At 48.8% G+C, this 20,026-nt stretch carries 15 protein-coding genes and 1 riboswitch; of the genes, 13 read left to right on the forward strand and 2 right to left on the reverse strand.

Features of this window, described 5'->3' with window-relative positions:
- Positions 1-222 precede the first annotated feature (222 nt).
- Together pcrA and DHAF_RS07560 are read left to right on the forward strand one after the other, a co-directional pair.
- Complete coding sequence (gene pcrA, locus DHAF_RS07555) at positions 223-2,490, forward strand: DNA helicase PcrA (protein ID WP_015943484.1); 2,268 nt, start codon at positions 223-225, stop codon at positions 2,488-2,490.
- Positions 2,491-2,563: 73 nt separating this feature from the next.
- Positions 2,564-4,198: a putative manganese-dependent inorganic diphosphatase gene (locus DHAF_RS07560; RefSeq protein ID WP_011461447.1), complete on the forward strand. Its 1,635-nt coding sequence runs from the start codon at positions 2,564-2,566 to the stop codon at positions 4,196-4,198.
- Positions 4,199-4,236: 38 nt separating this feature from the next.
- On the opposite strand, the gene DHAF_RS26665 is transcribed toward DHAF_RS07560, so the two are convergent.
- Together DHAF_RS26665 and DHAF_RS07565 are read right to left on the reverse strand one after the other, a co-directional pair.
- A complete protein-coding gene (locus DHAF_RS26665; RefSeq protein WP_080510930.1) occupies positions 4,237-4,482 on the reverse strand; it encodes a hypothetical protein in 246 nt (81 codons plus the stop codon).
- Positions 4,383-4,667, reverse strand: a complete 285-nt coding sequence (locus DHAF_RS07565; RefSeq protein WP_015943485.1) for a hypothetical protein — start codon at positions 4,665-4,667, stop codon at positions 4,383-4,385. The genes DHAF_RS26665 and DHAF_RS07565 overlap by 100 nt, the downstream gene beginning before the upstream one ends.
- 442 nt (positions 4,668-5,109) lie before the next feature.
- Between DHAF_RS07565 and ligA the strand changes: the two genes are divergently transcribed.
- From ligA to DHAF_RS07620, 11 genes are all read left to right on the forward strand, one after another.
- A complete protein-coding gene (gene ligA / locus DHAF_RS07570; RefSeq protein WP_015943486.1) occupies positions 5,110-7,089 on the forward strand; it encodes an NAD-dependent DNA ligase LigA in 1,980 nt (659 codons plus the stop codon).
- A gap of 118 nt (positions 7,090-7,207) precedes the next feature.
- Positions 7,208-7,492, forward strand: coding sequence for an Asp-tRNA(Asn)/Glu-tRNA(Gln) amidotransferase subunit GatC (gene gatC / locus DHAF_RS07575; protein WP_011461445.1), 285 nt, complete (start codon positions 7,208-7,210; stop codon positions 7,490-7,492).
- An 81-nt stretch (positions 7,493-7,573) separates the two neighbouring features.
- On the forward strand, positions 7,574-9,049 hold the full coding sequence (gene gatA, locus DHAF_RS07580; RefSeq protein WP_005812377.1) for an Asp-tRNA(Asn)/Glu-tRNA(Gln) amidotransferase subunit GatA: 1,476 nt from the start codon (positions 7,574-7,576) through the stop codon (positions 9,047-9,049).
- Positions 9,049-10,503 (forward strand): Asp-tRNA(Asn)/Glu-tRNA(Gln) amidotransferase subunit GatB, encoded by a 1,455-nt coding sequence (gene gatB, locus DHAF_RS07585; RefSeq protein ID WP_005812379.1) that lies wholly within the window; start codon positions 9,049-9,051, stop codon positions 10,501-10,503. Before gatA ends, gatB begins: the two co-directional genes overlap by 1 nt.
- Positions 10,504-10,972: 469 nt before the next feature.
- The gene (locus DHAF_RS26565) at positions 10,973-11,794 is read left to right on the forward strand and encodes a methyl-accepting chemotaxis protein (protein WP_015943487.1); all 822 of its coding nucleotides are present in this window, start codon (positions 10,973-10,975) and stop codon (positions 11,792-11,794) included.
- Between the two features lie 283 nt (positions 11,795-12,077).
- A complete protein-coding gene (gene nifV / locus DHAF_RS07595) occupies positions 12,078-13,241 on the forward strand; it encodes a homocitrate synthase (protein ID WP_005812386.1) in 1,164 nt (387 codons plus the stop codon).
- A 15-nt stretch (positions 13,242-13,256) separates the two neighbouring features.
- Positions 13,257-14,468 carry an NADP-dependent isocitrate dehydrogenase gene (locus tag DHAF_RS07600; RefSeq protein WP_005812388.1) on the forward strand — a complete coding sequence of 404 codons (1,212 nt, stop codon included), beginning with the start codon at positions 13,257-13,259 and terminating at the stop codon, positions 14,466-14,468.
- A 123-nt stretch (positions 14,469-14,591) separates the two neighbouring features.
- Positions 14,592-15,869, forward strand: coding sequence for an NPN-dependent 2-hydroxyacid racemase, LarAH10 family (gene larAH10 / locus DHAF_RS07605; protein ID WP_005812390.1), 1,278 nt, complete (start codon positions 14,592-14,594; stop codon positions 15,867-15,869).
- A gap of 107 nt (positions 15,870-15,976) precedes the next feature.
- Positions 15,977-17,404 carry a sodium:solute symporter family protein gene (locus DHAF_RS07610; protein ID WP_015943488.1) on the forward strand — a complete coding sequence of 476 codons (1,428 nt, stop codon included), beginning with the start codon at positions 15,977-15,979 and terminating at the stop codon, positions 17,402-17,404.
- 257 nt (positions 17,405-17,661) lie between these two features.
- Positions 17,662-17,946, forward strand: a complete 285-nt coding sequence (locus DHAF_RS07615) for a DUF4491 family protein (protein WP_041271930.1) — start codon at positions 17,662-17,664, stop codon at positions 17,944-17,946.
- Positions 17,947-18,125: 179 nt separating this feature from the next.
- Positions 18,126-18,273: riboswitch (cobalamin riboswitch) on the forward strand.
- Between the two features lie 291 nt (positions 18,274-18,564).
- Positions 18,565-19,923 (forward strand): IS1182-like element ISDha8 family transposase, encoded by a 1,359-nt coding sequence (locus tag DHAF_RS07620; protein WP_015942731.1) that lies wholly within the window; start codon positions 18,565-18,567, stop codon positions 19,921-19,923.
- Positions 19,924-20,026: the final 103 nt, after the last annotated feature.

Below are 20,026 nucleotides of genomic sequence, written 5' to 3' on the forward strand. Positions count from 1 at the left end.
ATTATCATGGTAATAATTATGATTTTGCCAGCGTTGCTCATGGGGATATCATTTTTATCATCCCTCTGGACGATGACGATGTAACATTTATGGCTTAAACAGGCCGCCGTTCAACTACGGCGGCCTGTTTCATGTTAAGCTGAAAGGAAATCTCCAGGAAAGTCTTAAATAAGCTCCCCATCCTATGATATAATAATAAGTCGAATAGTGAGGTGGAGTGAGATGTATCGTTTAGAGGATTTGAACCCGGTTCAGCGCCAAGCGGTAGAGCATCGGGAAGGTCCCCTATTAATATTAGCAGGGGCAGGCTCCGGGAAAACACGGGTTTTAACTTACCGTATCGCCCATTTAATCGCCCAAGGCGTTGAGCCCTGGCACATTCTGGCCATTACCTTTACCAATAAAGCAGCCCAGGAAATGCGTGACCGGGTCTACAGCCTGGTAGGCAGTGAAGGGAGAGGGCTTTGGGTAGCAACCTTTCACTCTGCTTGTGTGCGGATTTTAAGAAGCGAGATCGGCTATTTGCCCGGATATTCGCGGAGTTTTGTCATTTATGACAGTGGGGATCAGCTGGCATTGATCAAATCCTGCATGAAAGAACTGAACCTGGATGAGAAGAAATTTGCACCCCGGGCTATCGAAGCGGTGATCAGTGATGCCAAGAATAAGCTGCTGACACCGGAGGATTTTTCCCGCCGGGCCAAGGATTATTTTGAGCAAAAGGCAGAACGGGTCTACGAACTGTATCTAAAGAAGCTCCTGGCCAATAATGCTCTGGATTTCGATGACATCATCATGCTGACGGTCCGGCTGTTCCGGGAGAACCCTGAAGTATTGTCCCAGTATCAGGATAAATTCCGCTACATTCTTGTGGATGAGTATCAGGATACCAACCATGCCCAATACGCTTTGGTCAATCTTCTGGCTAAGAAATACCGCAACCTCTGTGTGGTGGGGGATGACGACCAATCCATCTATATGTTTCGCGGGGCCGATGTGCAGAATATCCTGGATTTTGAACGGGATTATCCCGAAGCCAAAACCTTGAAGCTGGAGCAGAATTACCGTTCAACCAAATCTATTCTCCAGGCCGCCAATTCAGTGGTTCAGAACAATACGGAGAGAAAAGAAAAATCCCTATGGACGGAAAATGAGGACGGGCAGCCTATTGTCTATTACGTGGCAGACAATGAGCATGATGAAGCCCGTTATATGGGTGAGCGCATTCAACGCCTGCTCAATGTGGAAGGTCGCAAATTTAATGAGTTTGCCGTACTTTACCGCACCAATGCTCAATCCCGGGTTATTGAAGAACGCTTTATGAAGGAAGGAATCCCATATCGGATTTTTTCGGGACTTAAGTTCTACGAACGGATGGAAATCAAGGATATCCTGGCTTATCTGCGCATTCTTCATAACCCGGCGGATCAAGTGAGCTTTTCCCGGGTTTTGAATGTTCCCAAGCGGGGCTTGGGAGAGAGCACTTTAGAAAAGATTCTCGATTATGCCAATGAACAGGAGATGCCTGTTCTGGATGCGATCATGGAGGCCGACTATATACCTGAGCTGCAGTCACGGGCCAAGAAACCTTTGCTGGCTTTTGCCCACCTGATGCAAGAGCTCAGGGCCTTAGCCGCCGCGGAGAGCTCAGTAACCAAATTGGTTGAAGAAGTATTAAAACGGACCGGATATTGGGATAATCTGGTTAGTGATAAATCGCCGGAAGCGGAAGCCCGGCTGGAAAACCTGCGGGAGTTTTTATCCGTGACCGCTGAATATGACGAGAAAGCGGATAACTACGAAACCGCGGTGGTCCAGGAGGGGATTGAGGATGCCCTGGTTCCCGGACTGACAGGGTTTTTGGAGCAAGTGTCCTTAGTAGCTCAGATCGACTCTTTGGATCAGGCAGATGATGCTGTGGTGATGATGACCATCCACAGTGCCAAAGGGCTGGAATTCCCGGTGGTTTTCCTGGGCGGGATGGAGGAAGGAATCTTCCCCAGCAGCCGCTCCATGCTTGATCCGGTGCTTTTGGCGGAAGAGCGGAGACTTTGCTACGTGGCCATAACCCGTGCCCGGGAGCGTCTCTATCTGGCCTATGCCCAGCAGCGGATGCTTTACGGAAGAACTCAATACAACCGCCCTTCCGAGTTCTTTCAGGAAATTCCCACCCATGTCCTGGTGGACCGGGATCCTATTGATCCCCCGCCCACCCGGGCCCAGAAGGCCCATTCAGCTGCGGCAAGGCCGGCAGCGACGCCCTCGGGAGGCCCATCACCCTGGAGAACCGGGGAGAGAACTATTGGCAATCCCGTCCAGGATGCCCCCGGGGTGGACTATAAAGTGGGAGAAAAAGTGGAACATGCCAAATTTGGCAAAGGTGTGATTGTAGCTATCAAAGGCGAGGGGAGTTCGGCTGAACTTTCCGTGGTCTTTGGGGGCGAGATCAAGAAGCTTATGGCGGAATATGCCAGGCTTGTTAAGCTTTGATTGGGAATGCTTGGTTTGATTGAGAACCTTTAGTCTGATATATTCATGTCGTTATGGGAAAGGACAGAACAACGTGTCAAAAAAAATCCATGTCGTAGGTCATAGAAACCCGGATACCGATTCTATTTGCGCAGCCATTGCCTATGCCCGCTTAAAACAGCGCCTGGGCATGGACCATGTTATCCCTTACCGGGCCGGAAAAATCAACCGTGAGACGGAATTCGTCTTAAATGCTTTCGGAGTGGAAGCTCCGGAGCTCTTAAAGGATCTTCATCTTCGCGTCAAGGATATGCTCAATGGTCCTATTCCTGCGGTTAAACCAAGAACCTCTCTTCTGGAAGCCTGGAAGATTATGAAAGAGAGTAACCAAAAGACCCTGCCTGTGGTGGATCATACCGAGCAAATGATCGGGATGATCACGGTAGGTGATTTATCCGGTTCTTACATTGAGAGCATGGCGGATCATGAGTTGGAATCCCTGCATATTCCGGTGGAAAACGTGATCAGAACACTGAACGGACGCTTATTGGTAGGCAGTGCAGAGCAGGATCTTAAAGGGAATGTCTATGTGGGGGCCATGCGCCATGAGACTCTGGAAGCTTATGTAGGCAATGGCAATATTGTCCTGATGGGAGATCGGCAGACCGCCCAGGAAAGCGTTCTCCGCCAAGGGGTATCGGCCCTGATTCTTACGGGGGGTGCGACCTTAGCGCCGGAGCTGGAAGACTTAGCCCGTCAGCAGAATTGCGTGGTCATCTCTGTGCCCTATGATACTTTTACGGCGGCCCGGCTCCTGCCCATGACTGCCCCGGTGCAAAATGCCATGAAAACAGAGGGTATCGTCGCTTTTAATGAAGATGATCTGATCTCTGAAGTCAAAGAGAAGATGTTGGAAACCCGTTTCCGCAATTATCCTGTCCTGGATGAACAGGGCAAGGTCGTCGGCTTGATCAGCCGCTATCACCTTCTGAGCCTGAGCCGGAAACAAGTGATCCTCGTGGATCACAATGAATTTGGCCAAGCCGTCGTGGGCACGGATCAAGCCCAGATTCTTGAGGTGGTCGATCACCATCGGGTAGGCGGGATCCAAACCGGAGAGCCAATCCTCTTCCGCAATGAGCCTGTGGGCTCCACCTGCACCATCGTGGCCAAATGCTATCGGGATTGGGATGTTGTTCCGGAAAAAGCTATCGCAGGAATCATGCTGGGAGCTATTTTATCCGATACGGTTATTTTTAAATCTCCCACCTGCACCGAGATCGATAGAGAGAATGCCACTTACCTGGCCAGCATCGCCGGAGTAGATCCCAAGGAATTTGGGGTGCAAATGTTCAAGGCAGCTTCCAATCTTGGGGAGCGGCAAGTGGATGAGCTGATCGAAGAAGATCTCAAAGAATTTACTATGGGAGAGCTCCGGGTTGGCATCGGTCAATTCAGTGTCATGGGGCTGGAAGGTCTGGATCAATTGCGGGCCGAATTATCCCAAAGGCTGGAAGAGATTCGCGGCCAGCGGGCTATGAATTACCTGATGCTGATGGTGACCGACCTCTTGGAGGAAAACACGGAATTGTTCATCAGCGGCGCCAAGCCTGAGGAGATAGCCAAGGCTTTTGATAAACCCCTGGACAAGGAGAGCATTTTCCTTCCTGGGGTGCTGTCCCGGAAGAAGCAGGTGGTTCCCCCCTTGTCGAAATATTTCCTTCAATAAATAGCTCCCGGAGAATTGAGTTCCTTTAACGGGTTAGACTATAGATGGCGTTGTGAGGGTGACCCGCAGCGCCTCTCCTGTACAATACAAAGCTGAATGCCTGCTTTGAAAGGCATGAAAGCTAGGTCTCCAGGATTTTGCTTTACACCGGTCGCTCCATAAGCTGCGCGGACAAAACTAACGCTCAAGCTCTCCGCTCCGTCGGGTGCCCGCCCAAATCGCTCCTCGAAAGCACTGCTTTCGCACTTGTTCTCAGTGGGCGGTTGGAAACGTCCTGTTTCCAACCCGACTCCGCTGCGTGCTTTTCGCGAAGTTTTGTTTCCGCTTGCTTAAATTCGCTCCCTAGTGTAAAGCAAAATGCTTGGGCAGCTTTGCGGGTCTGAGTGAGCAGGGCTTTGTGGGGAAGATGGGGCAGGTTGTTGACCCGGGCCGCTTTTTCCGTCTTTACCGACGCCGCTTGAGGCGGCAAGGTCGGCTATCCTGGGAAAGGTTTAAGGGGTGGCTATAGAAAAGGCTCCAGAAAGGGTCCCAGAAAAGACTCCAGAAAAGACTCGCAAAAGTCTCAAAAGAAGTGCTAAAGTCCCGCAAGACGTAGCTTTAGGCACAAAAGGGAACGGATTTAGCGGAGGGGCGGTCGGGTGAACGAGGCTTTCTTAACGAAGCGGAGTCACGGTTAACATGCAGATAGCAGCGGGGTTTGGCGACGAAAGTGTCCGGTGGACAGTTTCGCTCAAGGCGGCACACCCCAAAGCATACTCATCCGCCGCAGATGCTGTTAAGAAAGCGAGTGAACCAGCCCTGGAGCTATGGAGTGACCGTTGTGCCTAAAGCTACGCGACCCGAGCAAAGATGGCCTGTGAGCAAAGCGCTCCAACCTGAATATTTTTAATCAATGCAAGGAGGGAATATTTATGTCCGATGTGTCACAAAGAATCGAGGCCTTACGTGAACAAATCGAGGAAGCCAATTATCAATATTATGGCTTGGATCAGCCGACCTTAAGTGATGCAGAGTATGACGCACTCCTGCAGGAATTGATTCGCCTGGAGAAAGAACATCCGGAATTCCTGACTCCCGATTCCCCGTCCCAACGGGTCGGCGGCTATATCGCCAAGGAATTCCCTAAAGTTCGTCATGCTGAAGCCCTCCTTAGTTTGGATAATGCTTTTGATGCCGGAGATCTTCTGGAATTTGACCGCCGGGTCCGTTCGATGGTTGCCGAAGTGGAGTATGTGGTGGAGCTTAAGATCGACGGCTTAACCGTTGCTTTAACTTATGAAGATGGAGCGCTGGTGCGCGGCGCTACTCGTGGCGACGGTGAAGTGGGTGAAGAAATTACCGCCAATCTGAAGACCATACCCGCTATTCCCTTGCGGCTGCGTAAGCAGGCCGACCGCCTGGATGTGCGGGGAGAAGGTTATATGCCTAAAGGTTCCTTTTTGCGCCTGAATCAGGAACGGGAAGAGGCTGGACAGCCTCTCTTTGCCAATCCCCGGAATGCGGCGGCCGGTTCTTTGCGCCAGCTTGACTCCAGGATTACGGCCCAGCGCAAATTAGGGTATTTTGCTTATCAGGTCCTGACTCCTGAAGAGGGAGAGCTGGCTTCCCAGACTGCCGTACTGGATTATCTTAAGGAGCAGGGGTTCTCGGTTAACCCTGAATATCGGGTCTTTTCCGCCATAGAAGAGGTTATTGCTTATTGCGGGGAAATGGTAGAGAAACGCCATAACTATCCTTATGATATTGACGGACTGGTGATTAAGGTCAATGATATCGCTCAGCAGCGGGAACTGGGCTTTACGGCCAAAAGTCCTCGTTGGGCCATCGCTTATAAATTTCCGGCGGAGCAGGTGGAAACTGTTGTGGAGGACATTGTGATTCGGGTAGGGCGGACAGGAGTGCTGACTCCCACAGCTTATTTGACTCCGGTCTTTGTGGCCGGCTCCACCGTGGGCCGGGCTACTCTTCATAACCTGGATAATATCCGCGCCAAGGATGTTCGCATCGGGGATCATGTTTTGATCCAAAAGGCTGGAGATGTCATCCCTGAAGTAGTGAAAATCCTGCCGGAGAAAAGGACAGGTGGGGAGCGGATCTTTGAGATGCCCGAGCTCTGCCCTGAGTGCCAGAGTCCGGTCATCCGGGAAGAAGGGGAAGCAGCCCACCGCTGTACCAGCATCACCTGTCCGGCCCGGCAGCGGGAAGCCATTATTCATTTTGTGTCCCGGAATGCCATGAATATTGATGGACTGGGACCGGCGGTTATTTATCAGCTTTTGGAAGCCGGACTGATTAAGGATGCCGCCGATCTCTATGCTTTGGAATATGATGCCCTGGTTCCATTGGAGCGGCTGGGTAAAAAATCTGCCGAGAATCTGCTCAAAGCTATCGAAGACAGCAAGGAACGAGGATTGGCTCCGCTTATCTTTGGTCTGGGAATCCGCCATGTGGGAGAAAAAGCCGGCAAGATCCTAGCCCAAAAATACGGAACCATGGAAGACCTGGAGAAAGCTCAGGTGGAGGAATTGCAGGAGATCCCGGATGTGGGCCCCGCTATGGCCCAAAGTGTCGCTCAGTTCTTCCAGCAGGAAAGCACCCACCACTTTCTGAATAAACTGCGCCAGGCAGGAGTAGTGATGAGTGCGCAGCATTCTGCCAAACCTCAGATTTTTGCGGGGAAAAGCATTGTGGTGACAGGATCTTTGCAACGCTGGGATCGCCACTATGTAGAGACCATGATCGAAGAGTTTGGGGGCAAGGCTGCCAGCAGCGTCAGCAAGAAAACCGCCTTTGTGGTCGCCGGGGAGAAGGCCGGTTCCAAGCTCGCCAAGGCTAAGGAACTGGGAATTCCGGTTTTAAGCGAAGAGGAATTTGCGGAACTTTTGCCCTGAAAACTTGATTTTTGTTCCAGAAAAATGTATATTTACCCATAAAATTGTTGTAATATACATTTTGGGGTTATAGTATTAAACTCTAGCCCTTATTTTGTACAAAGGGATGGTGAATGAAGTGAAAATCTCTCGCGAAGAAGTAGAACATGTGGCCTTTCTGGCCCGCTTGGAATTGACGGAAGAAGAATTGGTGACCAATACAGAACAGTTGAACTCCATTCTGGACTATGCCGCCATGCTGGAAAAGCTGAATACGGACGATATAAAACCTACAGCCCATGCAGTTCCCTTACATAATGTGCTGCGGGAAGATCAGGTTAAGCCCTCCATGGCCCGGGAAAAGGTGCTGGCTAATGCGCCTGATGCCCAGGATGGTTTCTTTAAAGTACCGCGGATTGTTTAACTTCTATAATAAATACCTTCTTAAATAAAGTGCCTTTTTAAATGCTTTCGCTTGTTTATTCGGAAAGGAGAAAAGATCTTCATGGAGATGACAGCACTGACCATTGGTGAGCTGCATGAGTTATTGGCGGGCAAGACGCTCAGTGCCACAGAGCTTACCCAAGGGTTTTTGGATAGAATTGAAGCCGTAGATCCCGATATCAGAGCCTTTATTACAGTTACTAAGCAAGAAGCCCTTGCCCAAGCCAAGGCTGTGGATGAAAAACTAGGGCGGGGAGAGAAGCTGGGGATGTTAGAGGGGATTCCCATGGCCCTGAAAGATAATCTTTGCACAGAAGGAATCCGCACTACCTGTTCCTCTAAAATTCTTGAGAATTTTATTCCCCCTTATCAGGCTACGGTGGCGGAGAAGTTACATGACTCAGGCGCCGTTCTGTTAGGCAAGCTCAATATGGATGAATTCGCTATGGGCTCTTCTACGGAGAACTCCGGATTTTTCGCCACCCGCAATCCCTGGGATCCGGAACGGGTACCGGGAGGATCTTCCGGAGGCTCAGTAGCTTCGGTAGCCGCCGACCAAGCGGTATATGCCCTGGGTTCCGACACAGGGGGATCGATTCGCCAGCCGGCAGCTTTCTGCGGTGTGGTGGGTCTAAAGCCTACCTACGGTGTCGTGTCCCGCTATGGCCTGATCGCCTACGCCTCTTCCCTGGATCAGATCGGGCCGGTGACGAAAACTGTAAGAGATAATGCCCTGGTCCTTAATGCTATCGCCGGACATGATGCGAAGGATTCCACCTCGGCGGTCTTTGAAAAACCGGATTATACCCAATTCTTAACCGAGGATATCCGGGGCTTACGAATCGGTGTACCTAAGGAGTACTTTGGACAAGGGCTGGATCCCCATGTGGAAGGGGTCCTTCAGGAAGCCCTGCGTACTTATGAAAGTCTGGGAGCGATCGTTGAAGAATGCTCCCTGCCCCATACGGAATATGCTATGCCGGCTTATTATTTGATTGCCACGGCAGAAGCCAGCTCCAACCTGGCCCGTTATGACGGGGTTCGCTATGGCCGGCGGGCCGAAGGGGCTGAAGATGTGATCGGGATGTTCTGCCAAACCCGGGCTGAAGGTTTCGGCCCAGAGGTTAAACGCCGGATTATGCTGGGCACCTATGCTTTGAGTGCCGGTTATTATGATGCCTATTATTTGAAAGCCCAAAAAGTGAGGACCTTAATCGTCCGGGACTTCGAAGAGGCTTTGGCGAAATTTGATGTGCTCCTTTCCCCGACAACACCCACCACCGCTTTCCGCATCGGGGAGAAATCCGGAGATCCTCTTACCATGTATCTGTCCGATGTCTGCACGGTTCCTATTAATCTGGCCGGAATTCCTGCTCTATCCATTCCAGCGGGCTTTGCGGACGGACTGCCCGTGGGCATGCAGCTGATGGGGAAACATTTTGCCGAAGGAACCCTCTATAAAGCGGCCTACGCCTTCGAGAAAAATACCCCCTTCCATACCATGAAACCGGGTTTAGGCAAAGGAGGTGCGCGGTAATGAGCATTTTTGAACGTTATGAAATGGTCTGCGGCGTGGAAGTTCATGTGGAGCTGGCCACCAAGACCAAGATTTTCTGCAATTGCTCCACTGAGTTTGGGGGAGAGCAGAATACCCATGTCTGCCCCGTTTGCCTGGGGCTGCCCGGAGTATTGCCGGTCCTCAACCGTGAAGTGGTCAATCTGGCCATTAAAGCAGGTCTGGCTTTAAATTGCGACATTGCCGACTTCTCTAAATTCGATCGTAAGAATTACTTTTATCCCGATGCCCCCAAGAACTTTCAGACATCCCAATATGATCTGCCCATCTGCAAAAACGGCTGGTTGGAATTTGCAGTGGACGGAGAAAAGAAGCGGGTGGGCATAACCCGGGCCCATATGGAAGATGATGCCGGAAAATTGGTGCATAGCGGTGCCACCATCTCCACCTCGGAGGAGTCTTTTGTGGATTACAACCGGACCGGAGTGCCGCTCCTGGAGATTGTCTCAGAACCGGATATGAGGTCTATTGCCGAAGTGGTAAGCTTTTTAGAAGAAATGGTGCGGACCATTCAGTACACGGAAGTCTCCGATTGCCGGATGGAACAAGGCTCGGTCCGCTTTGATATCAATGTGTCCCTGCGCCCCCACGGACAGAAGGAGTTTGGTACCCGGACCGAAACGAAGAATCTCAATTCCTTCAGCTCGGTACGGCGCTGCCTGGAATATGAAATTGAGCGGCAAGCCCGGCTTTTGGATGATGGGGAAAAAGTTATTCAGGAAACCCGGACCTGGGATGAGGGGAAGGGAGTCACCCTTTCCTTGCGTTCTAAAGAGGAGGCCCATGATTACCGCTATTTTCCTGAGCCGGATCTGGTGCCCCTGGTCATCGCCAGGGAGTGGGTGGAAGAAATTCGTCAAACCCTTCCGGAAATGCCCGGGGCTCGCCGGGAACGCTATCAGTCCCTGGGACTGACGGAATATGACGCAGGAGTGCTTACCGCGGCGAAAGCGCTGTCGGATTTTTTTGATGAAGCGCTGCAGAGCTATAGCGATGCCAAGGCCCTGGCCAATTGGGTGATGGGGGAATTCACCCGTCTCCTCAATGCCAAACAAATCAGTGTGGAAGAATCCCCGGTTCGGCCCTCTCAGCTGGCTGAACTCCTGACTTTGATCGAAAAAGGTGCCATCAGCGGTAAGATCGGCAAAACGGTTATCGAAGCAATGTTTGAATCCGGGAAGGATCCGGAAGTTATCATCAAGGAGAAGGGCTTAGCCCAAATCAGCGATACGGCTGCCTTGTTGAAGCTGGTGGATGAAGTGATTGCCGCTCATCCCCAATCGGTGGAAGATTATAAGGCCGGCAAAGACCGGGCCATCGGTTTCCTGGTCGGCCAGATTATGAAGGCCACTAAAGGCCAGGCGAACCCTGGCGTGGTCAACGACTTGCTGAAGGAGCAGCTGGCGAAATTTTAAGCCTGAAGTTCATAAAGCTCAGAAGATTTGCTTGAAAAGCTTCCTTTCCGGACATGGTCTTGGAAGGGAAGCTTTATTAGCGAGATGTGTATGAGATAGGCAAAGGATAATTATTTTGCTGAAAAGAATTGACGTGGAATCAGGAACGTTTATGCAATTATGTAAAAAATTATTAGAAATGATTGTCGATATTGAACAAAGACGATTATACCTAAATATGTTACGCTATCCACATATAGCATAGATGTGCAGATATAGTGAAAATATGTCCGGCTTCATGTGCATCATAGCACAAGAAAAGAGATGAAAGCGTATGCTCTGGTAAGGCATCGACTCTGGTAACAGCATCAACGTTTTATAATTGGAAATTTCAAAATAATTATTCACAAGATTGTTTCCCTTGAAAAACCATAGTAAAATGATGGTGAATCCCAAGTTTCGTTCAATTGCGAAGTCTGGAGGAAAGAAGATGGAAGTATTGAAAGGGCAGGAAGCGTTGCAGGCTCTGGTTGGTGTTTTGCCTCATATCGTTAAGTCTCTGCCTGAAGATATGGCACTCTATGTAACTGATGGCGAAAAATACTTACAAGCTGTGGAAGGTTCCGATTTACCGATTGGCATCACTGTGGGAAGCAAGGTATGGGGAAAAGCCACGGAAAAGTGTATGGTGGAAAAAAGAAAAACAACGTTTAATGTCCGTGACGGCATGCCATTTAAAGGGGTTAACATTCCGATCCTCGATGAAAATAACAATTCCGTAGGTACCATAATCTGTGCTACAGGCCGAAAAAAACAGCAGGATGTCAATCAGGTTGCTGAGCAATTAGCTGATACGCTGGACCAAATGGCCGGGGCGATGAATGAGATTGCTTCTGGAGCGGCAAGGCTGGCGGAAGTCGGGCAAGCACTTACCGAGAAGGCCCAATTGTCCGATAAGAAAATTGCTGAAACGGAAGTCATCATCAATTCCATCAAGTCCATATCCAATCAGACCAATCTGCTTGGCTTAAATGCAGCCATCGAGTCCGCCAGGGCTGGAGAATATGGGCGGGGGTTTGGTGTCGTCGCTCAGGAAATCCGAAAATTGGCCGATGAAAGCAAACATTCCACAGAGCAGGTAAAGGTCATCATTGAGGCGATTTCTTCGGCGGTCAAGACTATGATCCTTTCAGCGGAGGAATCAGGAGCGATCTCCCAGCAGCAAGCAGCCGCCATTCAGGAGAATACTGCAACTATCGATGAATTGCGCAATGTAGGGTTAAAATTGAAGGACTTCGCGGCAAAGCTATAAGCAATGGGGCTTCTTTTCTGGAGTATAATCCGACAGAAAGGAAGTCTTGTTTTTGCACTATCAGAAAGTATAAGCTTGCGCTGTATACTTTCTAAGCATAAGGGCAACCAGCGACTTCGCCTCATCTGTAAGTATGCGTTTAAGGCACGGCGAAGCCGGGTTTTCTTTATTATTCGCAAAGTATACAGTATTTGTTGGCGTATAATAGTTCACAAATTTCTAGATTGTGTTAGTATTAAGGTCGATGAATAATTGCCAAAAATGCTAAGGAGCTGAAATCGTCGTGGAGGAAAGAAAATTAACCATCGTGGACACGACATTGCGGGATGGAGAACAGACCGCAGGAGTAGTATTTTCTAATCAGGAGAAGCTGATGATTGCCCGGATGCTGGATGATCTCGGTGTCCATCAGATTGAAGCCGGGGTTCCGGTCATGGGCGGCGATGAGCAGAAGGCAATCCGTGATATTGTTAAAATGGGTTTGAAAGCCAGTATTATGGGATGGAACCGGGCGGTCATAGCCGATATTGAAAAATCCATTGAATGTGGATGCGATGCGGTGGCTATATCCATTTCCACCTCAGATATTCATATCGAACATAAACTGATGACCACACGGGAAGACGTTTTGGCCAGAATGGTCAAGGCTGCTGAATTTGCCAAGAGAAACGGGCTTTACATATCCGTGAATGCGGAGGATGCCTCCCGTTCCGATCTGGATTTTCTCCTGGAATTTGCTCGTCAGGCCAAAGAGGCGGGGGCAGACCGGCTTCGCTATTGCGATACGGTGGGGATCCTTGAGCCTTTCACGACCTTTGAGCGAATCACGAAGCTCAAAGAAACCATCGATATCGATGTGGAGATGCATACTCATAATGACTTTGGTATGGCAACGGCCAATGCCTTAGCCGGTGTGAAAGCGGGAGCCAGCCATATTGGGGTAACGGTCAACGGCTTGGGCGAGCGGGCCGGTAATGCAGCTTTAGAGGAAATTGTCATGGCCCTGAAGTATTTGGCCGGAGTCGATCTGAAATTTGCCACAGAGCGTTTTGTCGAGGTTTCAGAGTTTGTAGCGAGAGCGTCAGGACGTTCTGTTCCTGCCTGGAAGGCTATCGTGGGCAGCAATATGTTTGCCCATGAGTCGGGGATTCACGCTGATGGGGCTTTGAAAAATCCCCTCACTTACGAAGTGTTTAAACCGGAGGAAGTGGGCCTGGAGCGTCAGATTGTGATTGGCAAGCACTCGGGAACTGCGGCCATCAAAGCTAAGTTCCGCAATGAATACGGCAAAGAGATTTCCGAGGAAGAAGCCAATGAGCTGCTGGCCCGGGTAAGAGCTTTTGCTGTGGATATGAAGCGCTCCCTTTTTGATAAGGAGCTCATGTATATTTACGAAGATTTGCATAGGGAAGCGGAAAATCGTCAACCTAACCCAAAGTGGTTTTAATATAAGGAGGAAGCTATGACTAAAATTCAAATGAATGTCCCCCTGGTGGAAATGGACGGAGATGAAATGACCCGGATTATCTGGGACTATATCAAGGAAATCCTGCTTTATCCCTATATTGAATTGAAGACCGAGTATTATGATCTGGGTCTGCAGAAACGGGATGAAACCGATGACCAGATCACCGTTGATGCAGCCTTGGCCACCAAAAAATATGGGGTAGCGGTTAAATGTGCGACGATTACACCCAATGCCCAGCGTGTTGAGGAATACAATCTGAAGCAAATGTGGAAAAGCCCCAATGGAACGATTCGGGCCTTGCTCGACGGAACGGTCTTTCGCGCTCCCGTCTTGGTAGAAGGGATCAAGCCTTTGGTCACCACCTGGAAGAAACCGATTACCATCGCTCGTCATGCCTATGGCGATATCTATAAAAATGTGGAGTATCGGGTGGGTGGTCCCGGCAAGGCGGAGCTGGTTTTCTCAGGTGAACATGGGGAGGAATCCCGTCAAACCATCTGTAACTTTGAAGGCAAGGGAATTCTCATGGGCATGCATAACCTTGATAGCTCCATCGAGAGCTTTGCCCGAGCGTGCTTTAATTATGCCCTCGATGTAAAACAAGACGTGTGGTTTGCTACCAAGGACACGGTCTCCAAGCAATATGATCATACCTTTAAAGATATTTTCCAGGAAGTTTATGACAAGGAATATAAGGAACGCTTTGCAGCGGCTCAGCTTGAATACTTCTATACTCTTATTGACGATGCTGTGGCTCGGGTTATTCGCTCTGAAGGAGGCTATATCTGGGCTTGTAAGAACTATGACGGGGATGTCATGTCGGACATGGTAGCGACTGCTTTCGGAAGCTTGGCGATGATGACTTCGGTATTGGTTTCGCCCGAAGGGAATTTCGAATATGAGGCGGCCCATGGTACGGTAACCCGTCACTATTATCAACATCTTAAGGGTGAAGAGACATCCACCAACCCCATTGCGACGATTTTTGCCTGGACAGGCGCCCTTAAGAAACGGGGAGAGCTGGATGGTTTGCCGGATTTAGCCGACTTTGCCGCTCAGTTGGAGGAAGCCTCATTAAAGACCATCGAAGCCGGAATTATGACCAAGGATCTGGCTTTGATCTCGGAACTGCCCAATATCAAAACCGTCAACACCAAGGATTTCCTCGAAGAAATTAAGAAAACTCTCGATACGCTCCGCCCATAGGCCAAGAGGAAAGGTTCCCCTATCTCTGCCTGAGATAAGGGGCCTTTCCCTTATCTTAGGATGATTCAGTGCTCAATGACAGGGTGCAAAGGAATCTGAGACTTTGAGAAGGAGGGAAAATGTGTGAAGAAGGAATATCAGTTCAAATATGGTGAAGGTTATCAGAGTTTTCTGCTCAATCCGCAATATGTTATTCAAGAGCTCCATGCCAAAGCGATTCAACCTGTAGAGGATGTGGTTAAGGAAATCGGGAGAATTCTTGATGACCCCATCGCTTCTGCGCCTTTCAATACCCTTTTTAAAGCAGGGGATAAGGTGACGATTGTGGTCAGTGATATCACACGTCTGTTAAAGCTCCCTGACTATCTGCCCACGATTGTGAATCGCTTGAATGGTTTAGGCATCCCGGATGAGGATATGCTGATCCTGACGGCTACCGGAACTCACCGGGGACAAACTCCTGAGGAGAAAAAGAAGATTGTCGGAGAGGAGGTGTATGCTCGAATTGAGGTGGTGGATCATGACTGCGATCATTCGGAGATGGTGTATGTGGGAACAACCCCGCGGGGAACGGAAGTCGTTGTTAACCGCTTAGTTGTGGACCGGAAGGTTATTCTCACCGGAGGAATCGTTCATCACCTGATGGCAGGCTTCGGTGGCGGGCGCAAGTCCATTATCCCCGGAGTAGCAAGCCGGAAGACCATTGCTCAGAACCATCTCCATTCCTTAGACCCCAACGCTGAGCAGTCTAATCCACTGATTGGGGTAGGAGCACTTATCAATAACCCTTTACATGAAGATATGGTGGATGGGACAGGTCTTGTGAATCCTGATTTTCTCATTAATACCATTATGCATACTGATGGCCGGATTGCTAAATTTGTGGCCGGACACTGGCTAAAGGCTTGGGAAGAGGGCTGCGCATGGGCTGATGAGAACTATGGCGTGCCGATTGATAAGCAGGCCGACCTCGTCATTGCCAGCTGCGGAGGCTTCCCTAAGGATATCTCCCTCTATCAGAGTACCAAGACCTTATTTAATGCGGCACTTGCCGTCAAACCCGGCGGTACGATTCTTCTTCTGGCTGAGTGCCGGGAAGGCGCCGGAGCGGATGAGTTTTTCGGATGGAGTGAACCCCTTAAAGAGAAAACCCTTGATCCGGAGCTGCGTAAAAATTTTACCATTCCCGGCTACATCTTCTATGCTGCCGTGGAATCGGCCGCTAAGGCAAAAGTCATTCTCTACTCGGAGATAGAGTCTGAATTGGTCAAACCTATGGGAATGATCGGGGCCAACTCCTTCGCAGAGGCGATAGAATTGGCTGGGGTTGATCAGGAAAATCAGGATGTGATTTTAATGCCCTATGGGGGAGCAACCATACCGCTGTATCAAAAGAGATAAGGGAAAAGTAATGTGTAGTTATAAAAGGTGAAGTACAGAAGTTCAGTAGGAAACTTATGAAAATTTAATAGGGTGATTTTTAATAATTTAGTAGGATGGTGGCGGAAATGTTCAATATTCCTTTGCTGATTGTGATTCTTTATATTTTTGCCTTATTTGGAATAAGCTTTTATGCCTCAAAACGGGCCAAGGGAACGGAAGGGTTCCTCCTTGCCGGCCGTCAGATGACGACTCCCCTCATTGCCGTGTTGATTACAGGTTTAGCTATCGGCGGAGCTTCCACCATCGGTGTGGCGGAACAGGCCTATAATGTAGGTCTTGCTGCCGGCTGGTATAATGTGGCCTGGGGGGCAGGGGCAATTTGTATGGGAATTTTGGCGGCCGCCAAATACCGTAGTATGAATATCACTACAGTTCCCGAAATGTTTGAGAAGTTCTATGATGTCAAGGGCCGGGTGATCTGTGTACTGAGTCAAATTACCATTCAACTGGTCATAACATCCCTGCAATACCTGGCAGGGGGAGCGATCCTGGCTTCCTTGCTCCCTTCCGTGTTTACTCTGCAGTCGGGAATTATTACCAGTGCCATCGTTTTCATTGGCATTACTTTTGTCGGAGGAATGTGGTCTGCCGGCATTTCGAATATCCTGAATGTGGTTTTAATCTATCTGGGCATAGCCATAGCGACCATTGCTACCCTCATCAATCAGGGAGGGATAGCCCAAATCGCCGTCAAGCTTCCCCAGGAGGTGCCTTATTTTCATTGGGTGGGTGGTCTGGGGTGGATTGCCATTGCCAGCTGGTTTGCGGTGATGATGACCCAAACCATGTCCCTGCAGGGTACAGTGCAGATTTCCTTAAGTGCTAAGGATGCCAAAACTGCACGGAATGGGTTTGTCATTGGGGGACTCCTGATGCTGCCCATCGGTTTCCTGGCCGCCTTGATGGGGATTGCCGCCAAGGGAATGTATCCGGATATGAGCGCGACTTTGGCGCTGCCCCAGATGATTATGTCCTTGCCGCCGGTTCTGGCCGGAATTACTCTGGCTGCTCTTTGGGCAGCGGACGTTTCCACAGCGGGAAGCTTATTGTTAGGCTCTGCGACACTGTTCTCACAAGATATCTATAAGCGCTTTTTACGCCCGGGCAGCGATGAGAAACATTTAATGTGGGTGACGAAGTTTTCGGTGATCGCTTTAGGTGCTCTGACCTTTATCTTAGCTTTAACGGTCAGTGGAATTTTGAAGACGATTATGATCGGGCTCAGTCTGACCACGGCCTTTACCATCGTGTTTTTATTCACGGTTTTTGCCCCGGGGCTTGCCCGAAGGAACTCCGCTTTTTATACGAATCTCGTGGGGATTGCCGTCATTGTTTTGTGGCAGTTTATCCCGGCGGTACGGGTGTTCCCTCATGTGATTTATTTGGAGTGGATTGCTTGTTTAGTGACGTTTTTACTCGTGCCTATCTTTGACAGACAGCCTATTCGACTTGGAAATAAGGAAGATTCGCTAATAAGTCAGGTTGCCAAGTAGGGCTGGAGTGTTGTATGTGTATAAAACCGAGGCTGGGCCTCGGTTTTTTGGTTGTCGGGAAGCAGCATTCCGGAAGCCATTGAGCGTACTATACTAGTGACAAAAGAGAGCTATGGGATTAAAATAAACTTCTAGGACTCTGTGACTCTTGAAATTCCCAGTCCTGCGGAAAATTTAACCGCCGGAAATGTGAAGAACTAGGTGTTAAAGAGTACTGGGCATTAACGGATTAATAAGTCCGGAGGGAGGGGATTCAGATAAGTTTTCAAGGTGTGATCATCGGGGCAATGGCTTTTATCATCATCGGCGTGTTTCATCCCATTGTCATCAAAGGTGAATACTATTTCGGAAAAAGGATCTGGCCATTATTCTTGGTTGCCGGGATAGTCTTGATAGGCGCCTCTCTGTTTATCGCGAATAATATGCTTTCCGCCATCGTCAGCGTGACAGGCTTTTCCTGCCTCTGGAGCATCCATGAAATTTTTGAGCAGGAAAAACGGGTGAAAAAAGGTTGGTTTCCGGGTAATCCGAACAGAAGGTAAGTGGAAAGCCTGCCTTTGCATTTCTGCTTGGCTGCAGACCCGACTACAGGTCAAATGTTGCAGCGCTGCATCATTTGGCTTATATTCAACGGCTGGGCTCAAATTGGGGTGAATTGACTGTAGATTCTCAAAGTTTTAGGTGTTTACCCCATCTATACTATGCTATAATGGCCGTAAAACTGAATCAAGTCAAAACAGGTTTCGGAAGATGGAGCCATCTTCTGATTAAAGGGGAAGCCGGGTGCAAGGCCCGCACGGTCCCGCCGCTGTAAGAGAGGAGTCTTTTCCTGCTCAAGTCAGAAGACCTGCCTGTTTTATGCCTATGACTCTCTACGAGCGATAGAGGGTATTGAACCGGGTTTAGGGACATAGTAAAGAAATAAAGCAAAAGCTGGCAGCCGCGAAGAACGTGGCAGCCGGCTTTTTTGCAGAAAGGGGCAAAAATATAAAGATCCTTTTTGATTTTTATAAAGTTTTTATAATTGAGTTAGTTTCATAACTCGAAACCCTTAATATTTCAGCTTTTTTTGACAAATTAAAAAGGAGTACCTCCCCAACATCTCGAAATTGTAGTCGTCCAAAACCAAACACCGAGAGGTAGGAAAGGAGTACTCCCTGATGTTTAATATTCGCCAAGAACGTCTATTTTCCTTGGAGGAAATACTAGAAACTTCTCCAAGAGAATCATATGCTCTAATTCTTGGGCCTTTGGACATTAACCCTTTACTTGAGGCGGTTTCAAAAAAGGCAATCTTCGGAGCTCCAACTCAACTAAACTACACCGCTATGATCTACTCTTTGATCATTCGAGTCATTGAAAGAATCCCTACAATTAAGGACTTGCGTAAGCGTTTGAAAAACAGCCTGGAATTTCGTTTCGACTGTGGATTTACGCTTGCTGACTCGGTTCCTAGCGAAGCATCTTATTGCCGAATGATCAAAAAGATAGATGACTCCTCTGTTTTGGCTAACTCTCAGGATGATTTGGTGCTTCAGGCATTTAAAGAAGGGTTTATTGATCCAGAATGTGTTGTGGCAATAGATGCTACTCATATCGAAGCGAGAGATCGCAAGCCTGAAAAAAAGCAAGAAGAAACTCCGGTTGAAAAGACTCCTAAAAAGCGTGGACGGAAGCCCAAATCAGAAAGAGAGGCATGGCTTAAGGAACAAGAGGAGCTAGAAAAGAATCGCCCCATATTTGAGAAGAAGATTGAAGATCAACTTTCCTGCACCTTCACAGAATTAGCACAACACATTCCTCTTGATCCTCAATGGGGGATTAAAAAGAATTCAGAAGGAAAAAACGTGTTCTGGTATGGCTTCAAAGGGCACCTCCTTGTTGATTGTAAGGGTCAGTACGTTTTAAGTTCTTTACTATCTTCAGGGAACATAAATGATGGGAAAATGGCTATTCCTTTGCTTAAAGCGCTGAGTGAAAAACATCCTTACTTGAACCCCTCCTATATCCTCGCAGATGCTGGATATGACTATATCCCCATATACCAGCAAGCGAGATGTATAGGAGCACGGGCACTCATTGATTACAATAAGCGAAACGAGCAACTTCCAGAAGACAATGATAAATATTTTCGTCCAATATGCCAGAAGGGTTATTCGTACCGCTACGATAGCCATGATCCGCGTTATGATACTTTGAAATACACTCGACCCAAGGAATGCCAGGAGTGTCCCCTCAAAGATAGTGATACCTGCCAAAAGGTATTTAAGATTAAGACTTTGTCAGATCCCAGAAAGTACACAGTACCAGCTAGGGGAAGCGACCGTTACTTTGAGCTTTACAAACAACGAACCGCTGTAGAGCGAGTCAATGCGTATCTAAAGGAGTATTTCCAGCTCAACAATATCCGTCATCGCGGAAAAAGTGCCCAAGTAGATTTTCAGTTTTCAATCCTTGCTTATACCCTCTGCAAATTAGCAGTTGACCGACTAAACAAGTCCATGAGAATTGCCGCTTAATTTTTAAAAACGTATGCTCCGAAATTCTGTTAGTCTATTCTATTTTCAGACTAACATTATGAAATTAACTCAATTGGTTTATAAGATATTTAAAATAATAAAG

Source organism: Desulfitobacterium hafniense DCB-2, from assembly GCF_000021925.1.
GTDB lineage: Bacteria > Bacillota > Desulfitobacteriia > Desulfitobacteriales > Desulfitobacteriaceae > Desulfitobacterium > Desulfitobacterium hafniense.